The sequence below is a fragment of the Rhizobium sp. T1470 genome, from assembly GCF_042140505.1.
GTDB classification, from domain to species: Bacteria; Pseudomonadota; Alphaproteobacteria; order Rhizobiales; family Rhizobiaceae; genus Rhizobium; species Rhizobium favelukesii.
Genome location: NZ_CP148094.1, coordinates 179,422 through 203,998, shown reverse-complemented (window position 1 = coordinate 203,998; position 24,577 = coordinate 179,422). Strand labels below are relative to the sequence as shown.

Genomic DNA, 24,577 nt, shown 5'->3' with positions numbered 1-24,577 from the left:
TCGATCCCCAACGGTTACACCGCAAAACCGTGGAAAGTCCTGCCAGCGTTCGCTTTTAGTGGCAAATGGTTGACGTTGTTTCGAATGTCGTGATTTGTAGCCTGCGCGTAGTCGTGCAGGTCAATGCATCCGGCGCCCGACCACTTTGGGCGCCGATCGAGGAGATGATCGCGAGGATATTCCGCATTGACCGGGGCGGCGACGATCAGGCAATCCTTGTCCGGACGATTGTCAGGGACTCGTCTGTTGTTCCCGAACTGGCGGAAGCGCTGGGTACAAACGAGGTTCTTCGCTCCAGGCAAGACCTGGCCGAATGGCTAAGCGGGCAGGTCGAGAAAGGCTTGCTGCGCCTCGACGACCCGCTGAGTGGTGCGCGCCTGTTAATGGACATGATCTTCGGAGGCATGGAACCGCCCGATGGATGGAGCAGCCCGGAGCAGAAGATGGAACAGCTTCGGCTGTGCATCATGGTTTTTATGAGAGGGACAGCACCTTGATTTTTGGGTACGCATAAGTACTACGGTAAGGCTTTGGTGACCTTTCATCACCTCCGCACCGCCTCGATCGCGGCGACGTCGATTTTCCTCATCGTGATCATGGCTTCAAACGGGCGCTTTGCTTTGTCGGTGCCAGTCCGGACCCGCCTCAAAGGACAATTTGGAGATTGCTCGAAAGAGCGTGGTGTCTCCACAGTTGCCTCGAGAACGACACGGGCCGTCATGACATCGCCTGACACGATCCTAGATACATCAGTCGTCAATTCGAAATCCGACCTTCATTACCACTTGGTAGTGTTCTACCGCGCCATCCTTGATGTGACCTCGAATTTGATCGACTTCGAACCAATCGAGATTTCGCATCGTCTTCGAGGCTCGCGCGATTGCGGTCTCAATAGCCTCTGTGACCGATACTTTTGAACTGCCGATAAGTTCCACCTTTTTGTATACATGATCGCTCATTCGATCCTCCGGTTTCGGCGCTGGCGGCTCAATCCTAATGGCCGCTCACCTGCGACCAGTATTCGAGCGTGCGTTCTGTCTGCTTTGGCTTGATCAAGCCGAGGATCAGATAATAATCTCTTGATGTCAAATGCGCCGAGTTCAGACTACGAGACGAGGCGATCGGACAGTTTTGGTTGGCGACCAACGTTCAGATCAAACTTCCAAAAGTGCGATCATCGTTGATGAAAATGCGTCGAAGAGGGCTACCATGCGACAGAACAAGCAGGGTCTGACATACCTGACACCGGTCGAACCGTTGAGCAGCCGCCAAGCCGGTATGCTCGCGTGTCGAGATTAGAACCTACGCAGTCGACTCGAAAGGCCCGGAATGCGGCCATCAAAGCAGGCATCCACATTGCCACTTATTGCTAGCAGACGAGGGACTCTGAGATGATGAAATTGCGTTTGATAAGGATCTTCATGCTAGCCTTGCCGGCCATGCTTGTATCAGAAGCAGCTCGGGCGGACACGCTTCAGCTCTCGAAAGTTGATCGCAAAATTGAGAGCCACATTCAACGCGGCAACACGAGGCAGAACGTTCAATGCCTCGCTTACATACTGAAGGATATAGCGCGACGATCAGGATGAGACGCGAGCGACAATCTGGATGAGATTCTTATGTCGCGGTTGGAGCGAAGTTATCATGTTGATTGTCGCTGGCAAGAGTTTCATCGTGTTCTGATTGCCGCTCCGCGACAAGCTGGGAAGAGCTTTTGATTGTCGCGAATGAGGCGGGTCTGCCGCGCTGGCGTTTGGCTTCCATGGCCGAACGCCGCCGGTAGCTTTCGACATTCATCTCGAAGATTGTTGCGTGATGGACAAGTCGGTCCACCGCGGCAAGCGTCATGGCCGGGTCTGGAAAGACGCGGTTCCATTCTCCGAAGGGCTGATTGGCGGTGATCATGATGGAACGCCGCTCATATCTTGCGGAGATGAGTTCGAAGAGCACGCTCGTTTCGGCCTGGTCCTTGGTGACGTAGGCCAGGTCGTCGAGGATGAGAAGATCGAACTTGTCGAGCTTTGCGATGGCGGCTTCGAGCTGAAGCTCCCTCCGCGCGACCTGAAGCTTCTGGACGAGATCGGTCGTGCGGGTGAAGAGCACGCGCCAGCCGTTCTCGATTAGCGCGAGGCCGACGGCTGCGGCGAGATGGCTCTTTCCGCCGCCGGGCGGACCGAACATCAGGATATTGGCGCCTTTGGCGAGCCAGCTATCGCCGGCTGCAATCGCCATGACCTGGGCCTTGGAGACCATGGGAACAGCGTCGAAGGCGAAGCTGTCGAGCGTCTTTCCGGGTGGCAGGTGGGCCTCGGCGAGGTGTCTTTCGATCCTGCGATGGGCGCGTTCGGCCAATTCATGCTCGGCGATGGCCGAGAGGAAACGGGCAGCAGGCCATCCTTCCCGATCGGCCTGCTCGGCAAATTGGTGCCAGAACGTCTTGATCGTCGGCAGCCTCAGTTCGTTGAGCATGATGCCGAGGCGGGCTTCATCGACTGTGTGGATGTTGCTCTTCATGCGACCTCTCCCGCATAGGCCGTGCCGATCAGGGCTTCATAACCATTGAGCGACGCGAGTTGCACATGAACGATCGGCAACTGATCCGGGTCCGGGCTGAAGACCGCTCTCAAAGCCGCCAGATCAGGCAGTTTGTGGGCGTCGAGCGTTTTGGCAAGCTCCTCGGCCAGTTCACGCTCGCAACTGCGATCGTGAGCCAAGGCAAGCAGTTCCACGGTGATCTTGCAAGCCTGCCGCTCGGGCAGTTGCTCGATGAGCGCGTCGAAAGTCCTGCGATATTCCGGCCTGGGGAAGAGCTTGTCGCGATAGACGAGCCCCAAAAGCGCCATCGGCTTTTTGCGCAGGGAATGAATGACGTGATGATAGTTGACGACTTGATCGTGCTTGCCACTCGCGTGGGCGCGGCCTCGGGGTAATGTCAGCAGATGCGTGCCGCCGATGAAGACGTCGAGGCGATCGTCGAACAGACGCACCCGCAGCCGGTGGCCAATCAGACGGGAAGGCACGGTGTAGAAGACCTTGCGCAAGGCGAAGCCGCCGGTGCTCGATACGGTGACGATGACCTCTTCGAAGTCGGTGGTGCGACGATCGGGAAGAGCTTGCAGATGCGTGCGCTCGGCATCGATGCGCTTGCCATGTGCGGCATTGCGGCGGCTGACGATCTCATCGATGAAGGCGCGATAGGATCCGAGGTCGCCAAAGTCCCTGGTTCCGCGCATCAGCAGAGCATCGCGGATCGCATTCTTGAGATGGCCGTGGGAACTTTCGATCGAGCCGTTCTCGTGCGCGACGCCCTTGTTGTTGCGCGTCGGCGTCATGCGATAATGGGCGCACAGTTCGTCGTAGCGATGCGTCAGATCGACCTTGGCGTCGGCATCGAGGTTGCGGAAGGCGGCCGATAAGCTGTCGCTGCGATGATAGAGCGGCGAACCGCCAACCGACCACAGGGCGTTCTGCAGCCCCTCGGCCAGAGCGACGAAGCTCTCTCCACCCAGGATGACATGGGCATGCTCGAAGCCCGACCAGACCAGCCGGAAGTGATAAAGCAGATGATCGAGCGATTGGCCGGCGATCGTCACGCCGAGGCTGCCCATGTCGGTAAAATCCGACAGTCCTAACCGACCGGGTTCGTGCATCTGACGGAAGATCACTTCCTGCTCCTGACCGTGAACAGCCCGCCATGATCGGATACGACGCTCAATCGTACGGCGAACACCTTCTGACAGCTCTGGATGACGCCGCAGCATCTCGTTGTAAACGGCGACCGCTCGGATGCCGGGCGCGGCCTTGAGGAGCGGAACAACCTCGGCGTCGAAGATGTGCTCAAGGGGATCGGGGCGACGCCGGTCGCGCGGCGGCTTGGTCTGCGATGGAAGACGCGCATCCTTCTCGATGCGGTAAGCCGTCGCCCGGCTGATCGACGCCTTGGCGGCAGCGACCTCAATGGGGTTGTTTTGTCGGTACTTCATAAAAAGCCTCGTCTGATGATCGGTTACATGGCGACCCGGCACAAAGGTGATTCTCCATTCTCAGAAAATCACCGACGCTACCGGGCCAACCGCGATCATGAGACGCCGAAAAATTGCGCCGCGGCGGGGGTGTAACTCCAGTCGGGCTACGCCCTCCCTTCGTCACACCCCCGCCGCCGAGTCTCATCCTGATTGACGCTGAGTCTCACCTTGTTTGTCGCCGCGCAGAAGGACTTTCAGGAGCGAAAAATCCGCAAGTCAAAGATCTACGTGACATTCGACGATCCGAACATTGACGGCATCGGCGTCGGACTAGTCGAAACGGACGAGAACTACACTTGCGAAGCCGGCGAACTCCGAGCCTGGGAAGCGAATGAATACCAGCTTGTGAAGACATTTTAGCAAGTGATTCAATATTGTCCGCACAAATTGACCCAGCACGGCAGCCCGATTGCCAAGCAGCGGGGACGCGGCCGACGAACAACGCCTTCTGTCACGACGCTCGGGCGGAGCGATAATCCAAACCATCGACAAGCGGCTGCCGGCAACGTCTTCAAGGTGCCCTGTGCGCACGCCCAAATACCAACCGAATATAGCTGGTGACCTGGCAAGGTGAGACCGGCCTGGACGGCAAACAGCGGCAAGACTTCCAAGGGTAGGATGGGGAAGGCCGGTCGGCCTGATACGTTACGAAGCGGCAGGCCCGATGAGGGAGAATGGCTGTGGAGCGGCAATGGACCGGAGGTGCAAGAGCCGCTGCTTGCCCATCAGGGGCTTTGTACCTACCTGTCGGATAGCCGACGACGATTATGATACGATGATAGCGAATGACGGGTCGAGCCGTATATACGCAAATACTAAATTAACTAAGAGCCCTTAATTTTCGTCGCATTGATTTTGGAGCCGACCCCAGCCCCTCCAGGATCAATGGGCGTACGGTGGGGCACAAGGCGAATTGGCTTCAACCGTACGCTCTCAATGCTCTCGTTCAGATACGTCATCGAAATCGACCATAATCCCGTGGCGCGACGCCTCATCCTTGGCCACTTGGAGGGCTTGCTGGATGAGAAGTAGAACGAGGTCGTAGTCTGGACTTTCCCGCGACGCTATTTCTCGCGCTACGCTCAACGTAAAAATCAGCTGTCGCACAATCGTTTCGGTCACGACACTGCCCCCGGAAGCCCGGGAATTCTAGAGGGCTGGAAAGGGCGCAACTACCGCAACAATCTCTCGTGTGAGTGTGAGAAATCACCATCGCCTTAGTTGGAATGTAACATGGTTCATCAACGATAGCCCTTGTTCGGCCCGACTTGACCGTCACGGTGCGAAAGAGTGAGACCTCTCTCGGGCGCGCCCCAGAGCGCCTGGTGGTCTCCAGCACGGGCGCCGTTCTCTACGAAGGAGACCCCCGACGCGAAAGATGCAGGAAAATACCCTTATCGTTTATCTCGGCGATGCGTGCGAAGACGCGGTCGATAACCTCGCCAATGGTTCCGCTGCCGGCGTAGAATTCGTGCAGCGATGCGATATCGAAGGCCGGTGCGCCGGTCATGCTATTTCCTCTTCCAGGATTTTCACGGGCCGATCCCACTGGATCAGCACGACGCAGCCGGTGTCGCTCCAGACGGAGTGTTCCGTGCCTGCTGCATTGACGATGTAACTGCCGCGGCCGTAATCGCGGGCTTCGTCGGATTGCATGCCTTCCAGAACCAGGATGGTTTCGAGACCTTCATGGCGATGCCGCGGAACCGAGGCGCCAGCCTCGTATTTCAAGAGGGCGACACCCGGCTGGTCGCCTTCGAAGGGACGGATCCAGTGGATTGTGACATCCCCTCGAAATGGACCGAATGTCAGGTCTTTCCAGGCGTCCGGACTCAACAATTCACGCGTTGTCTCAGGCATGGCCGATTACCTCCAATATGTCGTCCACATGCGCGGTCCAACCGACGATCGCGCCCTGGGCGCGGATCATGGCGATGGCGGCCTCCTTGAATTCGGGAAAATAGCTCTCGGTTGCCTCTTCGGCGAGAAGGCACTCATATCCGCGATCGTTGGCTTCTCGTATTGTCGTCTGTACGCAGACCTCGGTGGTGACACCCGCAAAGACGAGCTGGCTGATGCCCTTCGCTTTCAGGACGTCGCCGAGTTCGGTCGCATAAAACGCACCTTTTCCCGGCTTCTCGATCACGATCTCGCCGTCGATCGGGGCAAGCTCGGGCAGGATCGCCGTGCCGGCCTCGCCGGCAATCAGCATCCGGCCCATCGGTCCGTCGTCGCCGATCCTGAGGCTCGGCTTGCCGCGATCGCGCTTGGCAGACGGGAGATCGGAAAGATCAGGCTTGTGGCACTCCATCGTGTGAATGACCGGCAGCCCGGCATCGCGAAACCCTTGAAGCAGTCGCTTGACGTCCGGGACGATCTTCGCGACCCGGCTGACATCATTGCCGAGGCTCGCGCCGAAGCCGCCCGGCTCGGCGAAATCGCGCTGCATATCGATCACGATGAGCGCCAGCTGGTCGCGTCTTGTTGGAAAGGCAAAAGGTTGCGCCTTGATCTCAAACATCATCAGTGATGCCCTGCCATATGCGCACCGATAACGGAAATGTCGGCCGCTCTCGCTGCGGTTTCATAGACGAGCTTGCCTTCCGAGATGACCATGATGCGGTCCGACATCTCCAGCAACTCGTCGAGGTCTTCAGACAGTAGCAGCACCGCTGCGCCGGAGTTGCGCGCTCTCATGATGCGGGCGCGAATTTCCGCCACGGCCGAGAAGTCGAGGCCGAAACATGGGTTGGAAACGATCAGAAGATCGACCTCTCCCGTCAGCTCGCGTGCCAGAACCGCCCGCTGCACGTTGCCGCCGGACAGTGCCGCAATTGGCGATGCAGAGGAGGCGGTCTTGACCTTGAAGTCGGCGATCAGGTCCGTCGCACGCTTCTTCATCCTGCCCTTGTTGAGCCAGATCGCGTCCTTGCCATCCCGTTTCAGATCGAACGTACGGAAGGCCAGGTTCTCGCTCACGGTCATGCGTGGTGCGCAGGCATTCTGCAGGGGTTCCTCCGGTATGAACCGCACATTGTTCCTGCGCGTTTCCAGCCGCGTTGCGCCGTAGGCACCGCCGTTTACCAGCACGCTGCCTGTCTCAGTCGGCCGCTGACCGGCAAGGATCTCCGTCAACTCCTTCTGGCCGTTCCCCGATATGCCGGCGATGCCGACGATCTCGCCGGAGCGAACCATCAGGCTCTCGATCTCGATCGTCTTCAGCCCGGAGCGGTCAGGCGCCTTGACCTTCTCCACCTTGAGAACGGGTTTCGCCATTTCGGATACCGGCACGCGCGTGTCGAGTTCGGCGAGCTTGACGTCGCCGATCATCATGGAAGCCATCTTCGCCGTCGACAATTCGCCAACCTTGCCGCCGCCGACCAGCTTGCCGCGCCGCAGGATCGAGACGGCGTCAGCGAATTTTGTAACCTCATGGAACTTGTGCGAGATCATCAGCACGGTCAGCTCGCCGCGCTCCGTCATGCCGCGCACGTGCCCGAGCATTTCGTCCGCCTCGGCCGGCGTCAGCACAGATGTCGGCTCGTCCAGCACGAGGAAGCTACGGCCGAGGTAGAGTTGCTTGACGATTTCCAGCTTCTGCTTTTCGCCGGCCGCGAGTTCGCTGACGGGGCGATCGAGCGGAATCTTGAACGGCATCCGCACCATGAAGGCGGCGAGATCCTTGCGCTCCTTGGCCCAGTTGATCACCGTCGGCACTGCTGCGCGGCTTATGACCAGGTTCTCGGCACCTGTGAGCGATGGCACCAGCGTGAAATGCTGGTAGACCATGCCAAGACCATAGGTCGCGGCGTCCTTGGGCGAGGTGACCGCCGCCTCACGGCCATCAACTGAAACCAAACCGGAGGTCTGGTGATAGAAGCCCATAATGCATTTGACGAGCGTCGATTTGCCCGCGCCGTTCTCGCCGAGAAGCGCGTGAAAAGTGCCGGCCGGAATGTCGATCGATACATGGTCCAGCGCCGTGAAGCTGCCGAACCGCATGGTCATGTCGAGGGTTTGGATGCCGACGGCCTTGCCGGCCTTCGGAAGAGGCGTATCGCGTACGATGCTCACTTCAAATCTCCTTTTCGACGATGATTGCGACCGGCCCGCCGCCCGGCGGCCCCTGATGTTCAGCTCCGCCCGAGACGTACAAGTCGGTCATACCGAAGATGCCGGCGAGCACGCCGCCGACGAAGGCGCGGGCGTGACGCGTGCCGGCGATATCGGAATCATTCAGCATGGTGTGACGTCTGCCGCCGACCTGACCCGATGGGTCAGGCTCTGCTTTGGCCAGTACCGCCGCCAGCTTGCCGTCAGCCGGCAGGCGCTCCCAGGCGGCGCGAACGGATCGCGTGTCGATTGCGTCGTGCATGACGGCATGGTCGATGGCAAGTGGCCCCGACCATTTCGCGCTCATGCCCAGCACGATGATTTCATGATCGAGGAGTTCGACGCCAGCGGAAGCGGAGGCACACCGGGAATAGAGGTCGAAGCGGCTGCATATGTCACTGTCGGCAATCGCGTCGATCTCGAGCTCGCCGAGCGCCACGGCGACGCCGAGGGCGGAGGCGCCGCGTGACAACGCCATCGATTTCAAGGTGTCGCGCGTCGCGGTCGTCTTGCCCGCTGCTTCCGCGTCCGCAATCCGTTGCGAGGTAAGCAGCGGGCATTTGATCTGCACGAAATGAACGTCTGCGACATCCTCGATGCCGGCATCCCGGATCGCCTCGGTCACCGCAGCCGCGACCATGCAGACCTGTTCGCGCCGGCCGAGATGTTCAGGCGGCAGGGCAGCGGTCCGCGCCACGCCGATCGCGAGCGCTCCTTCTCCGGGCTCATTGACCTGCTCGCGCGCAAACACGGTCCAGTGCGGCGAAAGCGCACCTTCCGTGCCGCCCGACATGATGATCGACACGCCTTCGACATTGTGTTTTCCGAACAGCCGCTCGAAGCTCTGGGTCGCGTAGCCGCGGGTGAAATCGTTGACGCAGCCGTTCCCCTCGGTCTTGCCGAGCACGGCGACCACATTGCCGACGTCAATGCGGTCAGCAAACAATGCCTCGACGAGGGATACATCGTCCGGGCCATCTGCCGGTACGCGAAAGACATGGGCACGCAAGGAAGGCATCAGGGGAGCGCCTCGATCAGGCGAGGTGATTGCCGTAGTCGGTGGCGCCGCAGCAGTCCTCGACAAGCAGGCACTCGAAGCCGCGGTCGTTCGCCTCACGCATCGTCGTGTGGACGCAGACATCAGTGGTGATGCCCGTCAGGATGATGTTCTCGATACGCTTCTGGTTGAGGATGAGTTCCAGGTCCGTCGCGCAGAAGGAACCTTTGCCGGGCTTGTCGATGATGATCTCGCCCTCGATCGGCTTCAGTTCGTCGATGATATCCCAGCCGGGTTCGCCACGGACGAGGATGCGGCCGCAGGGGCCGGCGTCGCCGATGCCGGCGTTGATGCGCTGCGAGCGCCAGCGTTTGTTCGCGGGCAAATCGGCGAGATCCGGCCGGTGGCCCTCCCGGGTGTGGATGACGTGGTATCCCTTGGCGCGCATGGCCGCGAGCACCTTTTTGATCGGCTCGATCGGCGCGCGCACCAGCGACAGGTCGTAGCCCATGTGATCGACATAGCCGCCCGGACCGCAGAAGTCAGTCTGCATGTCGATGATGATGAGCGCCGTGTTATCGGGCCTTAATGCACCATTGTAGGGCCAGGCATAGGGATCGGCATTGATATAGTGTCCCTTGGTTTCGACCAACGCGTCCATCGTCTTCTCCTATTCCCCTGCAAGCTTGAATGTTTCCCCATAGCGCCTTGCCGGCTTGTCGAAGCCGCAAGACGTGCCATCGGTGACCGTGACCTCATCCTCCCAGGGCAGCCGGTATCGGCCAGCGATGAGGTCGTGCATGTAGGTGTAAGGGGCATCGCCCGCGCCGCCGGCAACAGCGGCGTAGCCGCGGTGGCCGAACTGGTAGATGTTGTTCTCCACGCCCCAGTTGCGCCGTGCCTCTCGCACCAGGTCTGGCCGCACTTCGGCGGTGATGATCTCATTCGGGCGGCCGGACCTGCCGTGGGCGATGATCGTGCCGTCGAAATTGCAGATCATGCCTTCGCCCATAGAGTCGAATGTGCCATCCGAACCACACATGCAGACGCTGGCGGTGACCATGAGATTGCAGAAGGCGTTTGACTGGTTGGTGAACTTCCAGCTCTCGCGGATCGGAGCCGTATAGCCTGCCGTCCGGATCATGATCTCGGCGCCCTTGTAGGCGCATTCTCGCGCCATTTCCGGGAACATACCGTCATGGCAGATGATGAGCGCCAGTTTCACGCCCCGAGGGCCGTCGATGACGGGAATGCCGATATTGCCAGGCTCCCAGGGCTCGACCGGAACCCAGGGATGCATCTTGCGATAGTAAAGCTTCAACTCGCCGGCAGCGTCGATGACGATGCCGGAATTGTACGGCATCCCGTCAGGATTGTACTCCATGATGGAGAAGCAACCCCAGATGCGGTTGTCGCAGCAGGCCTTCTTGAAGGCAGCCACCTCTGGCCCATCGAGCGAGCACATGATCTCCGGATTGATAGCCATCGACAGGCCATGCAGCGCATATTCCGGGAAAACGACCAGATCCAAGCCCGCCTGGTTGCGCCGCGCCTTGGCGACCAGATCGACGATCACCTGCGTCTGTCGCGCAAGGTCGTCGTTTGTCACCGTAACCGGAAGCTGCAGTTGGACGAGACCGATGCCGACGCCATGTTCGGACTTGTTGAGACCGCCGAGACCATTCATGGCAGATCCTTCATTTCGTGAGCGACAATGCGCCGGGCGCTCCGGCAAGCGAGCGGGTGGGCGAGGAGGTGGCGATCAGAATGACAAGCGTCAGCACGTAGGGTGCCGCGTAGAACAGGTAGTAGCCCTGTGTGACGCCGACCGACTGCAGGGCAGGGCCCAGAGCACCTGCGCCACCGAACAGAAGCGCCGCCAGAAAACAACCGATCGGGTTCCAGCGCGCGAAGATCACCAGCGCCACCGCCATCAGGCCCTGCCCGGAGGAAATGCCTTCGTTCCATGAGCCGGGGTAATAGAGCGAGAGATAGGCTCCGCCAACGGCGGCAAGCGATCCGCCGACGGCTGTGGCGAGCAGACGCACGCGGTCTGGGCTAATCCCCATCGCACGCGCCGCATCGGTGCTGTCGCCGACGACGCGCAACACAAGTCCGATACGTGTGTTCCTGAACGCCCACCACAAAAAGAGCGCAAGTATGCCGCCCAGAATGAAAAGCACGTTGATGTTCAGGGCCGCCTGAAGTTGCGGAAGATTGGACCAGGCGCCGAACGGGATCGACGGCAGATGCGGCGCTGCCGGCTGGATGAAGGGCTTGCCAAGGAAGAAGGCGAACCCCAGTCCAAACTGCATCATGGCGATGCCGATCGCGATGTCGTTGACCTTCGGCCACTTGCAGATCCAGCCGTGTCCCAGCCCGAAGATGGCGCCGGTCGCCATGGCCGCCAGCACGCCGAGCCAGGGCGAACCGCTGAGGACAGCGATCGCATAGGCGGTCATCGCGCCGAAGACCAGCGTCCCTTCCAGCCCAAGATTGATACGGCCGGATCGCTCGGTGATTGTCTCGCCAAGGCTGACAAAGATGAAGGGCGTCGAAACGCGAATCGCGCCCGCGAAGATGGCGATGGGTACGCCCCAGATGCCGATGCCGGTCGCTTCCATCAGGCGCTCCTTTTCCAGAGGTCGGGATTGAAGACCTTGAAACGGCCGTAAAACGTCTCGCAGAAGAGGATGACGACGAAGAGCGTGCCCTGCAGCACCAGTACGGTCGCATCAGGCAATGCCATGCGGCGCTGGATCAGGCCGCCCGACGCATCGATGCCGCCAAGCAAGATGGCGACCGGAATAATCGCCAGCGGATTGTGCCGCGCCAAGAAGGCGACGAGGATGCCCGTATAGCCATAGCCCGCTGCAAGCGAGGCATTGGCACTGCCTTGGACGGCGGCAACCTCGATCATTCCGGCAAGGCCGGCAAAGCTGCCGGCGATCGCCGTGAAACCGACGATCAGGCGGCCGACAGGCAACCCCTGGATCTGTGCGGCGCGAACGTTGCCGCCGGCGATGCGCGCCGCAAAACCGTAGCTCGTCACCTCGATCAACACCCAGGACGCGATGCAGGCGATGACGCCGATCGCGAGCCCCCAATGCACGTCCATCCCAGGTATTTTGCCGAGCATGTATTCGGCGGGCAGGGGAGACGTGGAGGGTTTGTTCAGGCTCGCCGGGTCGCGCAGCGGGCCTTCGACGAACTGGTTCATCAGAGCGATGGCGATATAGGCGAGCAGTAGCGAGGAGATCGTTTCGTTGACGCCGCGATAGTGTCGCAGGAAGCCCGCAAGGCCAATCCAAATGCCGCCGACGATCATGGCTGCCGCAGCCATCAGCAGCAGGACGAGGAGGGCCGGCAACGTTCCGACGAACGGTAACGCGGCGGCCGCAGCAGCAACGCCACCCAACACCACGGCACCCTCGCCGCCAATGATGACGAGCCCCAAACGAGCCGGCAAGGCGACACACAATGCTGTCAGAAGAAGCGGAGCCGCCCGGCTAAGGCTGTTCTCGATCGAGAACCAGCTGCCGAAGCCGCCCGTGTACATCAGTCGGAACAAGGTGGCCGGCGATTTGCCGATCACCAGAATGAAGATGGAGAAGAGTACCAGCCCGAAGAGGATCGCGCCGAAACTGATGACAATCGGTTCCGCCCGCCGTGCCAGCCACTCGAGGATAGGTCTGAGCACGGACGATCGTTCGGACGCGATGGATATTGCGGAAGTGTTCGCCTCGACTGTCATGACGCTTCTCCCTCAGGCTTAAGCCGTGGATCCGACGATGCCTTCCACGAGGTAGCCCATGCTCTCGAGCTCGATGGCGTCTTCGGCATAGCTCTTGTCGGCCGCAACGACGACGTTGCCCTTGTTGTCCTTGATCGGCCCCTTGAAGACGGAGAACTTGCCGGTCATCATCTCGGCGAACGTGGCGTCGAACTTCGTACGGCCTTCCGCCGGCACGGCAGGCCCGAGCGGGCTCATCTTGACGAAGCCGTCTTTGAGGCCGCCGCGCACGAAGTTGCCGAGCTTTTCGCCAGCCTGCGCCTTCTTGGCGAAACCGGTGTAGACGTTGCCCCACGCCCATTCGGCGCCGGTCAAATACTTTTCAGGTGCCAACGGGCTCTGGTTTGCATGGTAGCCGCAGACGAAAGCGCCGCGACCGGCAGCCGTTTCGACGACCACCTTCGGGCTGTCGACGTGGCAGGTGATTACATCTGCGCCCTGGTCGATCAGCGCGTTGGTGGCCTCTGCTTCTTTAACGGCCAGCGACCATTCGCCGGTGAAAATGACCTGGCAGGTGATCGACGGATCGACCGAGCGCGCGCCAAGTAGGAAGGCATTGATATTCTGCAGCACCTGCGGAATGGGCTTGGCGGCGACGAAGCCGATTTTCTTGCTCTTTGAGGTGTAGCCGGCCGCGACACCGTTGAGATACTGGCCCTGGAAAATGTAGCCGAAATAGGAACCCGTGTTCGTAGCGTTCTGTCCTTCCTGCCAGAGCCCGCCGCAGTGGCGGAACTGAATGTCGGGGTACTTTGCGGCCATCGCCAGCATATGCGGGTCGAAATAACCGAATGATGTCGGGAAGATCAGCGTCGCACCGTCGAGGTTAATCATCGACTCCATGGTCTTCTGGACATCGACCGTCTCCGGCACATTTTCTTCCTCGACGATCGTCACGCCAGGCAACGCCTTCAGGGCGGCCGCACCTTCGGCATGCGCCTGGTTGTAGCCGTAGTCGTCCTTGGGTCCGACATAGATGAAGCCGACCGTCAGCGCGTTCTGGGCAATGGCACGGCCCGGCAGCAGGCCGGGCGCCAGGGTCAGTGCGCCGGCAGCGGATGCTTGCAAGAAATGGCGACGGTTCATGGAAAGGAGTTTGGTCATCGGAATGCTCCTTGCGGCGAGTGCCGGTTCGAAAAAACGTTGCAAGAAACTGTATGCAATGGCCATGCCAAGCCATAAGTAACTGAATATAAATGAAAAACTTTACAAGTATGTCTTGACCTGTGCAAACTGTATGCAGTTTCATGGAACTGATGAACAAAAAATAACCGGTGATTAATTCTAGTGCCAAATCCGTAAGCCGGGCTGCCCTACGACCCTTCCAGCGCCTCCGTTTAATATCTTAAAAATACAGGGTAATTGACTTTTTTTCGCGGTAAGTGCATCTGTATACAGTCGACAAATGCAGAACTCTTCCGTGTCACAGATTAAGCGCAAGCAACTAACGAGGGCGGGCACCACCGTGGAACAGATGGTGCGCGCCATAGCGGACATGATCGTAACCGGGGTTTTCGCTCCAGGTGAAAGAATGGATGAGCTCTCGCTGGCCACCCGCTTCGACGTTTCCCGGACACCGGTCCGGGAAGCGCTGCGCGAACTCGGCGCCATGGGGCTGGTTGATCGCGAGCCGAACCGAAGCGCCGTCGTTGCAAATGTAACGGAAGGCTATCTCCACTCCATGTTCGAGGCGATGTCAGAACTGGAAGCCATCTGCGCGCGCCTGTCGGCCGAACGCATGACAGTCGAGGAGCGGCGTTTTCTAGAGCTCGCGCACCGGGCATCGGCAAAACTCGTGCATGCGGGTGCCGATGAAGACTATGCCTCTTACAATACCGAATTTCATACGCGCCTCTATCGCGGGGCTCACAACGATCACATATTCGAGCTGGTGACGCAGACCCGTGCACGATTGGCGCCGTTCCGTCGCGCGCAGTTCAGGTTGCCGGGGCGCCTTGCCCGATCCTATGATGAACACGACGTCATCGTGACGGCGATCATGCGGGGGGAGGCAGCGGCAGCCGGCCAGGCGGCGTATTCCCATGTTGCGATCGTTAGCGATGCCAGCATCGTCTTTGCGTCGACCAAAGGAAATTGATTCCTAAGTATTTCCAGGACTGCAACCCTTGTTTCGCATGGATGTTTTATGAAAAGCGTATTCAATCCGCCCTCTGTCCGCACGCCCTTCGGGAACTACAATCATGGGCTGCTGGTGCCCCCAGGTGCGTCGCTTCTCGTCACATCGGGTCAGCTCGGGATCGGCGTTGATGATGTAATCCCGAAGGATGTGACTGCTCAGGCAGAACTTTGCTTCAAGGCGATCGATGCGATCCTCGAAGAGGCCGGCATGACCTTTGCGGACGTCATACGCATCTCTGGCTATGTCACAAAGAGAGAAGATTTTCCGGCCTATATGGCGGTGCGCGATCGCTATACGCTTGAGCCCAAACCTGTCTCGACGCTTATTGTCGTCGGCGGGTTTACACGGCCGGAGTTTCTGGTCGAAGTTGAGGTAACCGCAGCCAAGGTGGTTTGATCGGGAAACGCCGGAGCTTAAGCCGCAGTTTGACCCTGCGGGTTTGTGGTATCAGAACCGCTCCATTGTCGCCTTCACCTTGCTGAGAAAGGCGGCCCGCGTCTGGTCGGTGCAGTTGTTCATGTCGTAATGCGCCAGAAAGGTCACCGGTCGCACCGGATTGATCTGCGCACGCAGCACCCGCTTGACGATCTTTTTCGGCGGATTACCGGCAACGAAGGCGCGGAAAGGTGTCGCGCCGTAAGTCAGCACCGCACCGAGCTTGCGGATATAGCGCAGTCGAGATTCCACCTTGCCGTTGACGAGTTCGAAGGAAACGCCGGGTAGCCAGACGCGGTCGAAATAGCCTTTCAAGATTGCCGGGAAGCCGAAGTTCCAGACCGGCGTGACGATCACCAGGCCCTCCGCTCGCTTCAGCCGATCGACATAGTCCTTCACCAGCTCCGTATTCTGGGGATAGTCGTGATAGACCATTCGGTCGTGGCGGGAGAGCACGGGATCGAAGTTCTCCGCGTAGAGATTGCACTCATCGACCTCGTGTCCCGCCGTCTTCAAGCTTTCCAACGTTTGCCGGTAAAGCGCGTTGCCGTAGCTCGACTCCACCGGATGCGAGTGAAGGACGAGCACTCTCATGTGGCCTCCATCACCGCGGCAAGTCCGGGAAACAGGTAGTTCTTACCCGACGAGAAGTCGAAGTTCGGATTCTCCCAGGCGATCATCTTGCCGGGATTGAGCAGTCCCTGCGGATCGGTCTCATGCTTGAAGGCAAGCTGAACCTTGTCCGTCTGCTTCATGCCGCCTTCTTCCAGCGTGTAGCGATGCGGGTTGAAGATCGGGCAGCCATGATCCTGATGGATCTTGATGATCTCCCCCAGCCGCTCCTCGGTCGTATAGCGCACCAGCGGGAGACCCGAGCATTGGATCTGGCCGTCGAACTTGATGAATTCGAGATGGCCGGGCACTTCGTCGCCGAAGATTTCGACCATCTTGGCGACCTTCGCCACATGGTCCGGTCCGGGATATTGGACCTGCAAGTATGTAAAGGTTGGGTCGACCTTCAGCGCGCGCAGCGTCGTATGGTTCCAGGCAAGCTCATAGGCGTGGGGAATGCCCTTCATGCTCGCGACCTTGTCGGAGCGGAAGATGATCTCGCCCTTCTGGGCTGCGGTGAAGGCGGCGAACGCATCCATCGAGTGCGGTGCGATCATCAGCACCACAACCGACTGGCCCTGGCGAATATAGGGTTTGTGGCGGGTAAAGTATTCGTGCGGAATGGGCGCGGCGATCGGCGCGATCTCCTTGACGAGTATGCCGTTGCATTTTGCCAATGCGTCTGAATAGCGCGCGGCCGCCATGAAATCGTCGTAGCCCACCAGCACGTCCACCCAGTCATAGGCCGGTGCAAGTGGCATTTCGATTTCGGTGATGATGCCGTTGGTGCCATAGGCGTGGCTGACCTTTTGCAGATCCCAGCCGGTGAGATCGAGCACCCGCGGCTCTGCCTCCATGGTGACGACACGCAGCCGGATGATGTTGCCGATATCGCGCAGTCCTCCCCAGGTGATCGACCCGACGCCGCCCGAACCGCCGGCAATGAAGCCACCGATCGTTGCCGTTTGTGCCGTCGACGGATGGAAGCGAAGCTCCTGGCCTGAATGAGCCTTGGTCTGCCTGTCGACTTGGGCGATCACGATGCCGGGCTCGCAGATCACCCGACCAGGATGGATTTCCTTGATCTTATCCATGGCGGCAAGGTTGAGCACGATCCCGCCGGAGAGCGGCATGGCCTGACCGTAATTGCCGGTGCCGGCGCCCCGCGGCGTCACAGGAACGCCATGCGCGAAGGCGATCTTGAGGGTTTGGATCACCTCGGCTTCGTTCTTGGGCGTCACAACGAGATCGGCGGTCACGCCATCGAGCTGCGCCTTCAGGATCGGAGAATACCAATAGAAGTCGCGGCTCTTCTGACGCACGAGCGCCGGATTGTCCTCGACCGCAATGCCTTCGAGTTCTTTCTTGATCTTCTGGTAGTCCGGCATGTCAGGCTCCAACGACGCTATCGAGTTCACGGTAGTCCGGCAGGCTGCGGTCGATCACCTTGCCGCGGCGTAGCACCACGCGGTCAGACTGCGGACGGGAAAGAAATTCGCTCCAGCGACGCGCACTGAAGAGGACGAGATCGGCGGGCCTGCCGGCGCCGATGCGGCTGAGATCGTGGCGTCCGGCAATGTCGGCGGGGGAGGTGGTTATGACACGCGCCGCCGTATCGAGCGGATGGTCGAGGTGAAGAATGCGCACGGCTTCGCGGAACACCTCGACCGCATCGAGGTCGCCATAGGCATAGAATGGATCGCGTGTATTGTCGGATGCGACTGCTGTTGGGATGCCGGCAGCAGCGAGCTCCTTGAACAGCGTCACGCCGCGCCAGCGCGGTGTGCGGTTGGGATAGCGATCCTGCAGATAGGCATTGCACATCGGCAGCGAGATGATCGAGATGCCGGCTTTAGCGACCAGCTCCACGGTGCGCTCGGCTACTCCATCGTCCTGTCTGGCAAGCGAGCAGCAGTGGCCGGCCGTCACCGCGCCGTCAAAACGGTTCCGGAGAACCGCCTCGGCGATCGCCTTCAAAGTCTCCGCGCCGGGGTCATCCGTCTCGTCGACATGAAGATCGATGTCGAGGCCGTTCTCCGCCGCCGCATGAAAGAGCGTATCGAGCTGCCATGCGAGGTTCGGCCCCATCTTGGTGACGCCACCGATCAGACCGCCCGCATTGCGCACGACGGCGACGAGATCGGCGAAATACGCCTCATCCACCATGTCGTCCATCGGGAAGAGGGCGACGGCCTGCAGCGCGATCTTGTCCCTCCAGGTTTGCCTCACCTCGGAAAAGACATCGAAGGAAATGCGATGTTGGGGGGAAGCCGCGTCGAGATGCGTGCGGATCAGGCTCGTCCCGTGCGCATAGGCCGACCGCAGGGAGAACTCCATGCGCTTGCGCACATCATCGGCCGACCAATGCGCTTCGCGATCGGCGCCGACCGCCTGCAGGGCACCCATGAAAGTACCGTCCGGATTGCTGCTGCGTCCCCAGATATGTCCCTTGTCGAGGTGCGTGTGGACATCGGCAAAGCATGGCCAGACCATCCCTTCGCGCAGGTCGGATTTCGCCAATTCCTGCGGGGCACTGCCGGCGGGCAGGACCGCGGAAAAAAGACCGTCTTCGATGACGATATCAGCACGCACAAGGCCTTCCTTTGCCGGCGCATTGAAACCTTCGACGGCAACGACGGGCAGCGTCGCATTGCTCAGCACGAAGCGACCGGCGTTCGGAGGCGACATGAAGGAGTACGTCATCAGTTTTCCCGCTTGAGGCTGCTCTCATGCCAGCGATGCAGGCTGAGCCAGGAGATGAAAGAGGTGATCGCGAAGATCGCTACCCCGAGCAGCGAGAGCATCAGCAGGGCGGCGAAGAGGCGAGGGATGTTCATGCGGTACTGCGCTTCCAGAAGTCGGAAGGCCAGGCCGGAGCCCGCACCTGCCGAACCCGCAGCAAACTCGGCAACGACGGCGGCAATTAGCGCCAGGCCCCCACCGATGCGCAAGCCGGTCATGAAATAGGGCTGCGCCGCCGGCAGCTTGAGATACAGCAGCGTCTGCCAGCGCGAGGCACCATAGAGTTCGAAGAGGTTGATCAGATTGTGATCGACGCTCTTCAAGCCCTGCACCATGTTGGAGAGGATCGGGAAGAACGCGACAAGAAAGGCGCAGATGAGCAGCGCCACCTGTGTCGACGGTGCATAGATAAGGATCAACGGCGAGATCGCGACAATGGGCGTGACCTGCAGGATGACCGCCAGCGGATAAAAGGCGATCTCGATCCACCGCGACTGCACAAGGAAGATGGCAAAGCCGACCCCACCGACAAGCGCCAGTAGCAGCGACATTAAGGTGATTTTGGTTGTCACCCAGAGCGCGGGCGCCAGCGTTCCCCAGTCGCTGACGAAGGCGGAGGCCACTGCGCCGGGGCCGGGCAGAATATAGGGCGCGACGCCGGAAAGCTTGACGTACAGCCCCCAAACGACAACCAGGGCTGCAACGGTAGCGAATGGCACCGCAATCCGCAGCGCAAGGTCGCGCCGCTTTGCCGTCATCGGATTTGACAACGATGCCGCCGGCGCATCGGCAATATCCGTGCTCATATACACTCCTTTGCGGCATTGATGGCGCCGATCAGCGAGCGCGATACGGTCTCGCAAGCCTGGCGATATTCTTCGGACGTGCGGTAAAAGGCGTCCCGCTCAAGGCTGGTGACAAGCGGCAGGTCGGCATGGACTCGTCCCGGCCGAGCCTTCATGACGACGATACGGTTCGAGAGATAGGCCGACTCGAACACCGAGTGAGTGACGAAAATCACCGTAATGCCTGTCGCCTTCCAGAGACGCAGGACGTCGTCATTCAGTTTCTGGCGGGTGATCTCGTCGAGGGCCGCAAACGGCTCGTCCATCAGCAACAGCTTCGGTTTGGTGACCAACGCGCGCGCAATGGATACACGCATCCTCATGCCGCCGGAGAGCTCGCGCGGATAGGCTTCGGCAAAGTCCTGCAGGCCGACAGTCGTCAACGCCCTCATGATCTCCTCGCGCGCCGCAGCCTTCGAGATGCCGCGGAGCTTCAGCGGAAGATGAACATTGCCGAAGACATTCTTCCACGGCATTAGTGTCGGCTCCTGAAAGACGAAGCCGATATCGCCTTCCGGCAGACCCCTCGAGTTGATGCGGGAACTTGGCCAGTCGATCGTCCCGGAAGAAATATCGCCGAGGCCGGCAATAATGCGCAGTGCCGTCGATTTGCCGCACCCGGAAGGTCCGAGCAGGCTGATGAATTCGCCGCTTTCGACCGTCAATGACATGCCCGACAAGGCGACCGTGCCGCTGGAGAAGACCTTCGAGACCGATTGCATCGAAACGAGCGGTCTCTTGCGCGCGACCTGATTTGGCGGGATCTGAACTGAGGCTAGAGGCATCGCCTGTCTCTTTTCATCGTGGGCCGGTTTACCGCCAGGAGCGGCAACCCAATTTGGCGTGCCTCACTTTTTCAAGGCCATGCCGACGCCCTTGCAGACGTATTTCGTGGTGTAGGCCTTGGTATAGTCCGTGTCGGCCTTGAGAACCTTGATGCCAACCATCTCGGCGAAGAACTTCTTGTAGTGTTCGTCGGTGATACAGCCGATCCCCTTGTCGAGGGCTTCACCGGATTCGACGATTCCGTATTCCTTCATCTTGGCGATCGAATAGGCGATCTGGCCATCGGTCATCTCCGGATTGTCTTTCTTGATCAGCGCGTTGGCCTTGGTGTTGTCGCCATAGAGATAGTTGTACCAGCCCTCGATCGAAGCATCGATAAAACGCTGCACAACGTCCGACTTAGTATCGATCATCGACTGCGTCGTGGTGATCATCGTCGAGTAGGGGGAGTAGCCGTTGTCGGCGAGCAGAAACACTTTCGGCTCCCAGCCGGTCTGCTTCTGGATCTCATAGGGTTCGGAGGTGAGGTAGCCCTGCTGCCCGGACTCCTTGTCGGCGAGGAACGGGCCGGGGTTGAAGTTGTATGGCTTGTATTGCTCGTCCTTGAAGCCCTTGTAGTTCGCCTTCATCCACTCGAAGTAGGTCAGATAGCCGTCCTTGCCGAGAAACAGGGTCTTCAGCTTGGCAAGGTCCTCGAACGTCTCGACGCCAGCGTCGGGGTGGGCGATCAGAACCTGCGGGTCCTTCTGGAAGATCGCCGCGACGTCCACGAGAGGAATACCCTGCTCGACCGCCGACAGTTCGCCCTGCGGGCCGCCCATATAGAAGTCGATCTTGCCGGAGATCAGCAATGCGCTGTTTGCCGCGTTCGGGCCGCCCTGCACGATGGTCACGTCAAGTCCGTGCTTTGTGTAGGTGCCGTCGGCGACTGCCTGATAGAAGCCGCCATGCTCGGCTTGCGCGAGCCAATTGGTACCGTAGCTGACCTTGTCGAGCGCGTAACCGGGAGCTGCGAGCGCAACAGTGCATCCCAGTCCCAAAGCGGCGGCAGATGCCAAGTTCTTCAATGCGTTGGACATGATCGGCGTTCCCCTTTGTAGCCCGTTCGGTGCGCCCTTCGGCGCCGAATTTTCTTCATTTGAGCGATTGCGTTGCTGTTTGAAAAGCATCAAAATTCGTGCGCAACGATGCCTTTTTGGCATCCCACCGCGAGCCCGTGCCTAATTTGTGCATAGCGCTCAAAAATGATGCAACGAGGGGTCGGATGCTGCATTCCAGGAAGCTGCTTTACATCAACGAGATCGCCCGCAGTGGTTCTATCCGCAAGGCCGCGGCGCGCTTGAACGTTGCGTCATCTGCGATCAACCGGCAAATTCTGGCACTCGAGGCGGAAATCGGGGCGCCGCTCTTTGAACGCTTACCGCGGGGCCTGCGCCTAACGGCGGCCGGCGAGCTCTGCATCGAGCATATTCGGGAGGTTCTGAAGAACTACGATCGGCTGGAGGGCCGGATCAGGAGTCTGAAGATGCAGCAGGCTGGCAAGGTGAGATTGGTGACGACCGTCGGCCTCGCGTCAGGACCGCTCGCGGAAATCATCGCACGGTTCCAGTCGGAGCATCCGCGCGTCTTTTTCCAGATCAGGAACGATGCGGGCACGACGACGGTCAATCCGGTGCTCTCGGGCGACGTCGATATCGGCCTCGGCTTCAACATTCCGGCGACACCAGGAATTCGTACGCTCGGCAACTTCGATATCCCGATCGGCGTCGTGCTGCCGTCCGGACATCGCCTCGTAGGGCACGGTCCGATCAGCCTGGGCGACATCGTGCAGGAACGATTGGTGTTAGCGCAGCCTGGCACCAGCCTTCGTGACGTCATCAACCTGGCGCTCGCGCGGCTCGATGTTTCGGTAGAACCGGTTCTCGAAAGCAATGCGTCTGAGATGTTGAAGAAGCTCGTAAAATGCGGGGCAGGGCTGACCTTGCTCAATCCGCTCGACGTCATCACCGAGTGCCGCGCCGGCGAACTTGTCTTTCGGCCAATTGCCGAGCCTCATGGCAGGCACCAGCCGATGAAGCTCTTCGCCCGCGCCCGCGCGCCACTCGATTCGGCAACCAGCCTGTTTGTCGAATATCTGCTGGCCGAGCTTGCCGGGCTGGTTCAGGAGTTGCAGGCCAAGGGGCACATTGCTCCGGATAGGCCGTCTGCGACCTGAGATCTAGCGTGAATAGAGATTGGTGAGCGAATAGCGCTTCAGGTCGTACAGAAGTTCTATGAAACCCCGCACCTGATGGCGGCAGATCGCTTCCCCTTTCTCCAGCGTGCCGCGCGATGCGTCGCCCACGACACCGTTGGGATTGAGATCATGTGCGATCCAAGCCAGCGAGTGCGGCGGCAGCGGCTGAATGTATTTCGACTGCTCGCGCATCCATTCAGCCTTGGATGCGAAGTTCTGTGCCTTGTCCATGCGGACGAGATCCGGCCTGAAATGCAGCATCAAGGACGTTTCGACCTCACCCCCGTGGATGCCATATCTGGATTCGTGGTCGCTGATCATGCCGTCTGGAGTTCCGAAACGGCCCCATTGGGTCGAGACGACCGCCATCTGGTAGCGTACGCGCAGCTCTCGCGCGACGATGCTCATGATGTCGACATTGCCGCCGTGCGAATTGACGATCACCATTTTGCGGACCCCGGCGTCGGCAACTTTGGCGCCGAGTGCTGTCCAAATGGGAATCAACAATTCGGCAGAAAGCGAGAGCGTTCCCGGTCCATAGATATGCTCGTTGGCCTTGCCGATTTCCTGTGTCGGTAACACCAGTATATCGAGATCATCACGCCGCTGGCGGCGAAGCTCCGCAAGCATGCCGTTTGCGATCGCCACATCGGTTGCGATCGGAAGATGCGGCCCGTGTTGTTCGGTCGAGGCGATTGGAAGAATGGCAATGGTTGTATCGGCCGAGAGCCCGGCAAAGTCATAGGTGTTGAGCTCGTTCCAATAGAATGGCGTCGCCATCGCCGTGTGTTCCCTTGCTTGAGTTTCCCTCACTGACTATGGAATTATGCGGTATGCGAAAAGCATCAATTTGCGTGCGTGCCGCTGCCTTTTTGCGATATAGCAGAGGGCAGGAGCTAAACTGTCCGACAAATCTCTGTCATGCCTGTCGCACTCATCCTGGGCCGTCGGTTCGAACCCTTTCAAGGCGAGCTGCGGCTGGTTCTCTGCCATCGAGTTTCATGGAGAGGATGAATACGCTTTTGAACTCTGTATACTGAACACGAAGCTGAGGTGTTTCTGATTATTCTTTGGGCAGCGGGTAACGCAGGATGGGAGTGTTTCGTCGTCTTCGGCGGTCACCTCAAGAACCTGATTTACAAGGTCATGGTTGTCATCGAGTTCGAGCAGCACCTGCTCGAACAACTCGACCTGAAGCTCGAGACCCCATGCCAGGTGGGCCGTTCAGGCAGATAACCCGGCATGGATGGCGACATCGGCTATTGCCCCTTCGTTCCGGGCTTGTCTTTCGCCCCCCGGAAATCAACCGAGTTCTTGGTGACGAAGGTCCAATCGCCGTCGAGGATGATCGGCCTCAGTTCCCAATCCTTCAGGCCGGCGAGTTTCAGCCATACGACGTGGCTGGTCTCGCCATGCCTTCGGCCAGCGCGAGCTTGGCACGTTCTGGCTGAGGCATTCGTCGATCAGAAACTTCATCCCGCCTTCCTGAGGCGCGGAACGCGGCGATCCGATCGGTGACGATGGAGGCTCCCGGTCGTGCGAGGGCGACCACGTAGGGGATTTGTCTCCCCATAGACTGCGGCGAGCCTGATCTTTTCGGCATCAAGGCCGGGATAGGCCTCAAGGATGCGTTCGTTCGGATTTCCTGCTGCTACGGATGCGGCACATCATATACCGGCACACGGGCTGCTTCGGATGACGGGCGTGGCGCCGAGGACGAGCTTCCGCTCCTGTTCCCAGCGGGGAATTTGACTTGGAAAACTCCAATCAAAAACGCTCCAGTTTTGCGGGATAGAGTAATGAACCGTGCCACCAGAACGGCAGACGGCGCCGCGCAATCTTGCGATGCGCGG

At 59.7% G+C, this 24,577-nt stretch carries 26 protein-coding genes and 1 pseudogene; 6 read left to right on the top strand and 21 right to left on the bottom strand.

Going from position 1 to position 24,577, the window contains the following annotated elements; all coding sequences use genetic code 11:
- The first annotated feature begins 65 nt into the window (after positions 1-65).
- A complete protein-coding gene (locus tag WGT02_RS35250; RefSeq protein WP_208245361.1) occupies positions 66-497 on the top strand; it encodes a TetR/AcrR family transcriptional regulator C-terminal domain-containing protein in 432 nt (143 codons plus the stop codon).
- A gap of 252 nt (positions 498-749) precedes the next feature.
- On the opposite strand, the gene WGT02_RS35245 is transcribed toward WGT02_RS35250, so the two are convergent.
- The 3 genes from WGT02_RS35245 to istA all read right to left on the bottom strand — a co-directional run bounded on the left by WGT02_RS35245 (position 750) and on the right by istA (position 3,983).
- Complete coding sequence (locus tag WGT02_RS35245; protein ID WP_024315603.1) at positions 750-959, bottom strand: dodecin; 210 nt, start codon at positions 957-959, stop codon at positions 750-752.
- Between the two features lie 658 nt (positions 960-1,617).
- The gene (gene istB, locus WGT02_RS35240) at positions 1,618-2,514 is read right to left on the bottom strand and encodes an IS21-like element helper ATPase IstB (protein WP_208245168.1); all 897 of its coding nucleotides are present in this window, start codon (positions 2,512-2,514) and stop codon (positions 1,618-1,620) included.
- The gene (gene istA / locus WGT02_RS35235) at positions 2,511-3,983 is read right to left on the bottom strand and encodes an IS21 family transposase (protein ID WP_208245170.1); all 1,473 of its coding nucleotides are present in this window, start codon (positions 3,981-3,983) and stop codon (positions 2,511-2,513) included. Before istA ends, istB begins: the two co-directional genes overlap by 4 nt.
- Before the next feature lie 192 nt (positions 3,984-4,175).
- Here istA and WGT02_RS35230 point away from each other — a divergent pair, with 192 nt between their 5' ends.
- A complete protein-coding gene (locus tag WGT02_RS35230; RefSeq protein ID WP_208245677.1) occupies positions 4,176-4,385 on the top strand; it encodes a hypothetical protein in 210 nt (69 codons plus the stop codon).
- Between the two features lie 573 nt (positions 4,386-4,958).
- On the opposite strand, the gene WGT02_RS35225 is transcribed toward WGT02_RS35230, so the two are convergent.
- The 11 genes and pseudogenes from WGT02_RS35225 to WGT02_RS35175 form a co-directional block, all read right to left on the bottom strand.
- On the bottom strand, positions 4,959-5,147 hold the full coding sequence (locus WGT02_RS35225; protein WP_024315605.1) for a hypothetical protein: 189 nt from the start codon (positions 5,145-5,147) through the stop codon (positions 4,959-4,961).
- A gap of 229 nt (positions 5,148-5,376) precedes the next feature.
- Positions 5,377-5,535, bottom strand: coding sequence for a hypothetical protein (locus WGT02_RS35220; RefSeq protein WP_157997384.1), 159 nt, complete (start codon positions 5,533-5,535; stop codon positions 5,377-5,379).
- Positions 5,532-5,885, bottom strand: a complete 354-nt coding sequence (locus tag WGT02_RS35215) for a cupin domain-containing protein (RefSeq protein WP_208245363.1) — start codon at positions 5,883-5,885, stop codon at positions 5,532-5,534. The genes WGT02_RS35220 and WGT02_RS35215 overlap by 4 nt, the downstream gene beginning before the upstream one ends.
- Positions 5,878-6,546 carry a cysteine hydrolase family protein gene (locus WGT02_RS35210; protein ID WP_208245655.1) on the bottom strand — a complete coding sequence of 223 codons (669 nt, stop codon included), beginning with the start codon at positions 6,544-6,546 and terminating at the stop codon, positions 5,878-5,880. Before WGT02_RS35210 ends, WGT02_RS35215 begins: the two co-directional genes overlap by 8 nt.
- Before the next feature lie 2 nt (positions 6,547-6,548).
- A complete protein-coding gene (locus WGT02_RS35205) occupies positions 6,549-8,099 on the bottom strand; it encodes an ABC transporter ATP-binding protein (RefSeq protein ID WP_040680828.1) in 1,551 nt (516 codons plus the stop codon).
- A 1-nt stretch (position 8,100) separates the two neighbouring features.
- Positions 8,101-9,156 carry a ring-opening amidohydrolase gene (locus tag WGT02_RS35200; RefSeq protein ID WP_024315609.1) on the bottom strand — a complete coding sequence of 352 codons (1,056 nt, stop codon included), beginning with the start codon at positions 9,154-9,156 and terminating at the stop codon, positions 8,101-8,103.
- Positions 9,157-9,175: 19 nt separating this feature from the next.
- A pseudogene (locus WGT02_RS35195) lies at positions 9,176-9,796 on the bottom strand (cysteine hydrolase family protein); the annotation flags it as partial.
- A 9-nt stretch (positions 9,797-9,805) separates the two neighbouring features.
- Entirely contained in the window at positions 9,806-10,822 is a 1,017-nt protein-coding gene (locus WGT02_RS35190) for a formamidase (protein WP_208245365.1), read from the bottom strand.
- Positions 10,823-10,832: 10 nt separating this feature from the next.
- Positions 10,833-11,759 carry an ABC transporter permease gene (locus tag WGT02_RS35185; RefSeq protein WP_024315613.1) on the bottom strand — a complete coding sequence of 309 codons (927 nt, stop codon included), beginning with the start codon at positions 11,757-11,759 and terminating at the stop codon, positions 10,833-10,835.
- Positions 11,759-12,889, bottom strand: a complete 1,131-nt coding sequence (locus WGT02_RS35180; protein WP_024315614.1) for an ABC transporter permease — start codon at positions 12,887-12,889, stop codon at positions 11,759-11,761. Before WGT02_RS35180 ends, WGT02_RS35185 begins: the two co-directional genes overlap by 1 nt.
- Before the next feature lie 18 nt (positions 12,890-12,907).
- Positions 12,908-14,032, bottom strand: a complete 1,125-nt coding sequence (locus WGT02_RS35175) for a BMP family ABC transporter substrate-binding protein (protein ID WP_024315615.1) — start codon at positions 14,030-14,032, stop codon at positions 12,908-12,910.
- Between the two features lie 301 nt (positions 14,033-14,333).
- Here WGT02_RS35175 and WGT02_RS35170 point away from each other — a divergent pair, with 301 nt between their 5' ends.
- Together WGT02_RS35170 and WGT02_RS35165 are read left to right on the top strand one after the other, a co-directional pair.
- Positions 14,334-15,026: a GntR family transcriptional regulator gene (locus tag WGT02_RS35170; RefSeq protein WP_082321301.1), complete on the top strand. Its 693-nt coding sequence runs from the start codon at positions 14,334-14,336 to the stop codon at positions 15,024-15,026.
- 48 nt (positions 15,027-15,074) lie between these two features.
- Positions 15,075-15,464, top strand: coding sequence for a RidA family protein (locus WGT02_RS35165; protein WP_024315617.1), 390 nt, complete (start codon positions 15,075-15,077; stop codon positions 15,462-15,464).
- 51 nt (positions 15,465-15,515) lie between these two features.
- Here WGT02_RS35165 and WGT02_RS35160 read toward each other — a convergent pair whose 3' ends face one another.
- The 6 genes from WGT02_RS35160 to WGT02_RS35135 all read right to left on the bottom strand — a co-directional run bounded on the left by WGT02_RS35160 (position 15,516) and on the right by WGT02_RS35135 (position 21,567).
- Positions 15,516-16,097 carry an NAD(P)H-dependent oxidoreductase gene (locus WGT02_RS35160; RefSeq protein ID WP_024315618.1) on the bottom strand — a complete coding sequence of 194 codons (582 nt, stop codon included), beginning with the start codon at positions 16,095-16,097 and terminating at the stop codon, positions 15,516-15,518.
- Positions 16,094-17,503: an FAD-binding oxidoreductase gene (locus WGT02_RS35155; RefSeq protein ID WP_024315619.1), complete on the bottom strand. Its 1,410-nt coding sequence runs from the start codon at positions 17,501-17,503 to the stop codon at positions 16,094-16,096. Before WGT02_RS35155 ends, WGT02_RS35160 begins: the two co-directional genes overlap by 4 nt.
- A gap of 1 nt (position 17,504) precedes the next feature.
- Positions 17,505-18,818: a cytosine deaminase gene (locus WGT02_RS35150; protein ID WP_024315620.1), complete on the bottom strand. Its 1,314-nt coding sequence runs from the start codon at positions 18,816-18,818 to the stop codon at positions 17,505-17,507.
- Positions 18,818-19,663 carry an ABC transporter permease gene (locus tag WGT02_RS35145; protein WP_024315621.1) on the bottom strand — a complete coding sequence of 282 codons (846 nt, stop codon included), beginning with the start codon at positions 19,661-19,663 and terminating at the stop codon, positions 18,818-18,820. Before WGT02_RS35145 ends, WGT02_RS35150 begins: the two co-directional genes overlap by 1 nt.
- Entirely contained in the window at positions 19,660-20,487 is an 828-nt protein-coding gene (locus tag WGT02_RS35140; protein WP_024315622.1) for an ABC transporter ATP-binding protein, read from the bottom strand. The genes WGT02_RS35145 and WGT02_RS35140 overlap by 4 nt, the downstream gene beginning before the upstream one ends.
- Before the next feature lie 63 nt (positions 20,488-20,550).
- On the bottom strand, positions 20,551-21,567 hold the full coding sequence (locus WGT02_RS35135; protein WP_024315623.1) for an ABC transporter substrate-binding protein: 1,017 nt from the start codon (positions 21,565-21,567) through the stop codon (positions 20,551-20,553).
- A 185-nt stretch (positions 21,568-21,752) separates the two neighbouring features.
- Between WGT02_RS35135 and WGT02_RS35130 the strand changes: the two genes are divergently transcribed.
- Entirely contained in the window at positions 21,753-22,703 is a 951-nt protein-coding gene (locus WGT02_RS35130) for a LysR family transcriptional regulator (protein ID WP_024315624.1), read from the top strand.
- Between the two features lie 3 nt (positions 22,704-22,706).
- On the opposite strand, the gene WGT02_RS35125 is transcribed toward WGT02_RS35130, so the two are convergent.
- Entirely contained in the window at positions 22,707-23,504 is a 798-nt protein-coding gene (locus WGT02_RS35125; protein ID WP_024315625.1) for a creatininase family protein, read from the bottom strand.
- Positions 23,505-23,777: 273 nt separating this feature from the next.
- On the opposite strand from WGT02_RS35125, the gene WGT02_RS35120 reads away from it, so the two are divergent.
- Positions 23,778-23,960: a hypothetical protein gene (locus tag WGT02_RS35120; protein ID WP_024315626.1), complete on the top strand. Its 183-nt coding sequence runs from the start codon at positions 23,778-23,780 to the stop codon at positions 23,958-23,960.
- Positions 23,961-24,577: the final 617 nt, after the last annotated feature.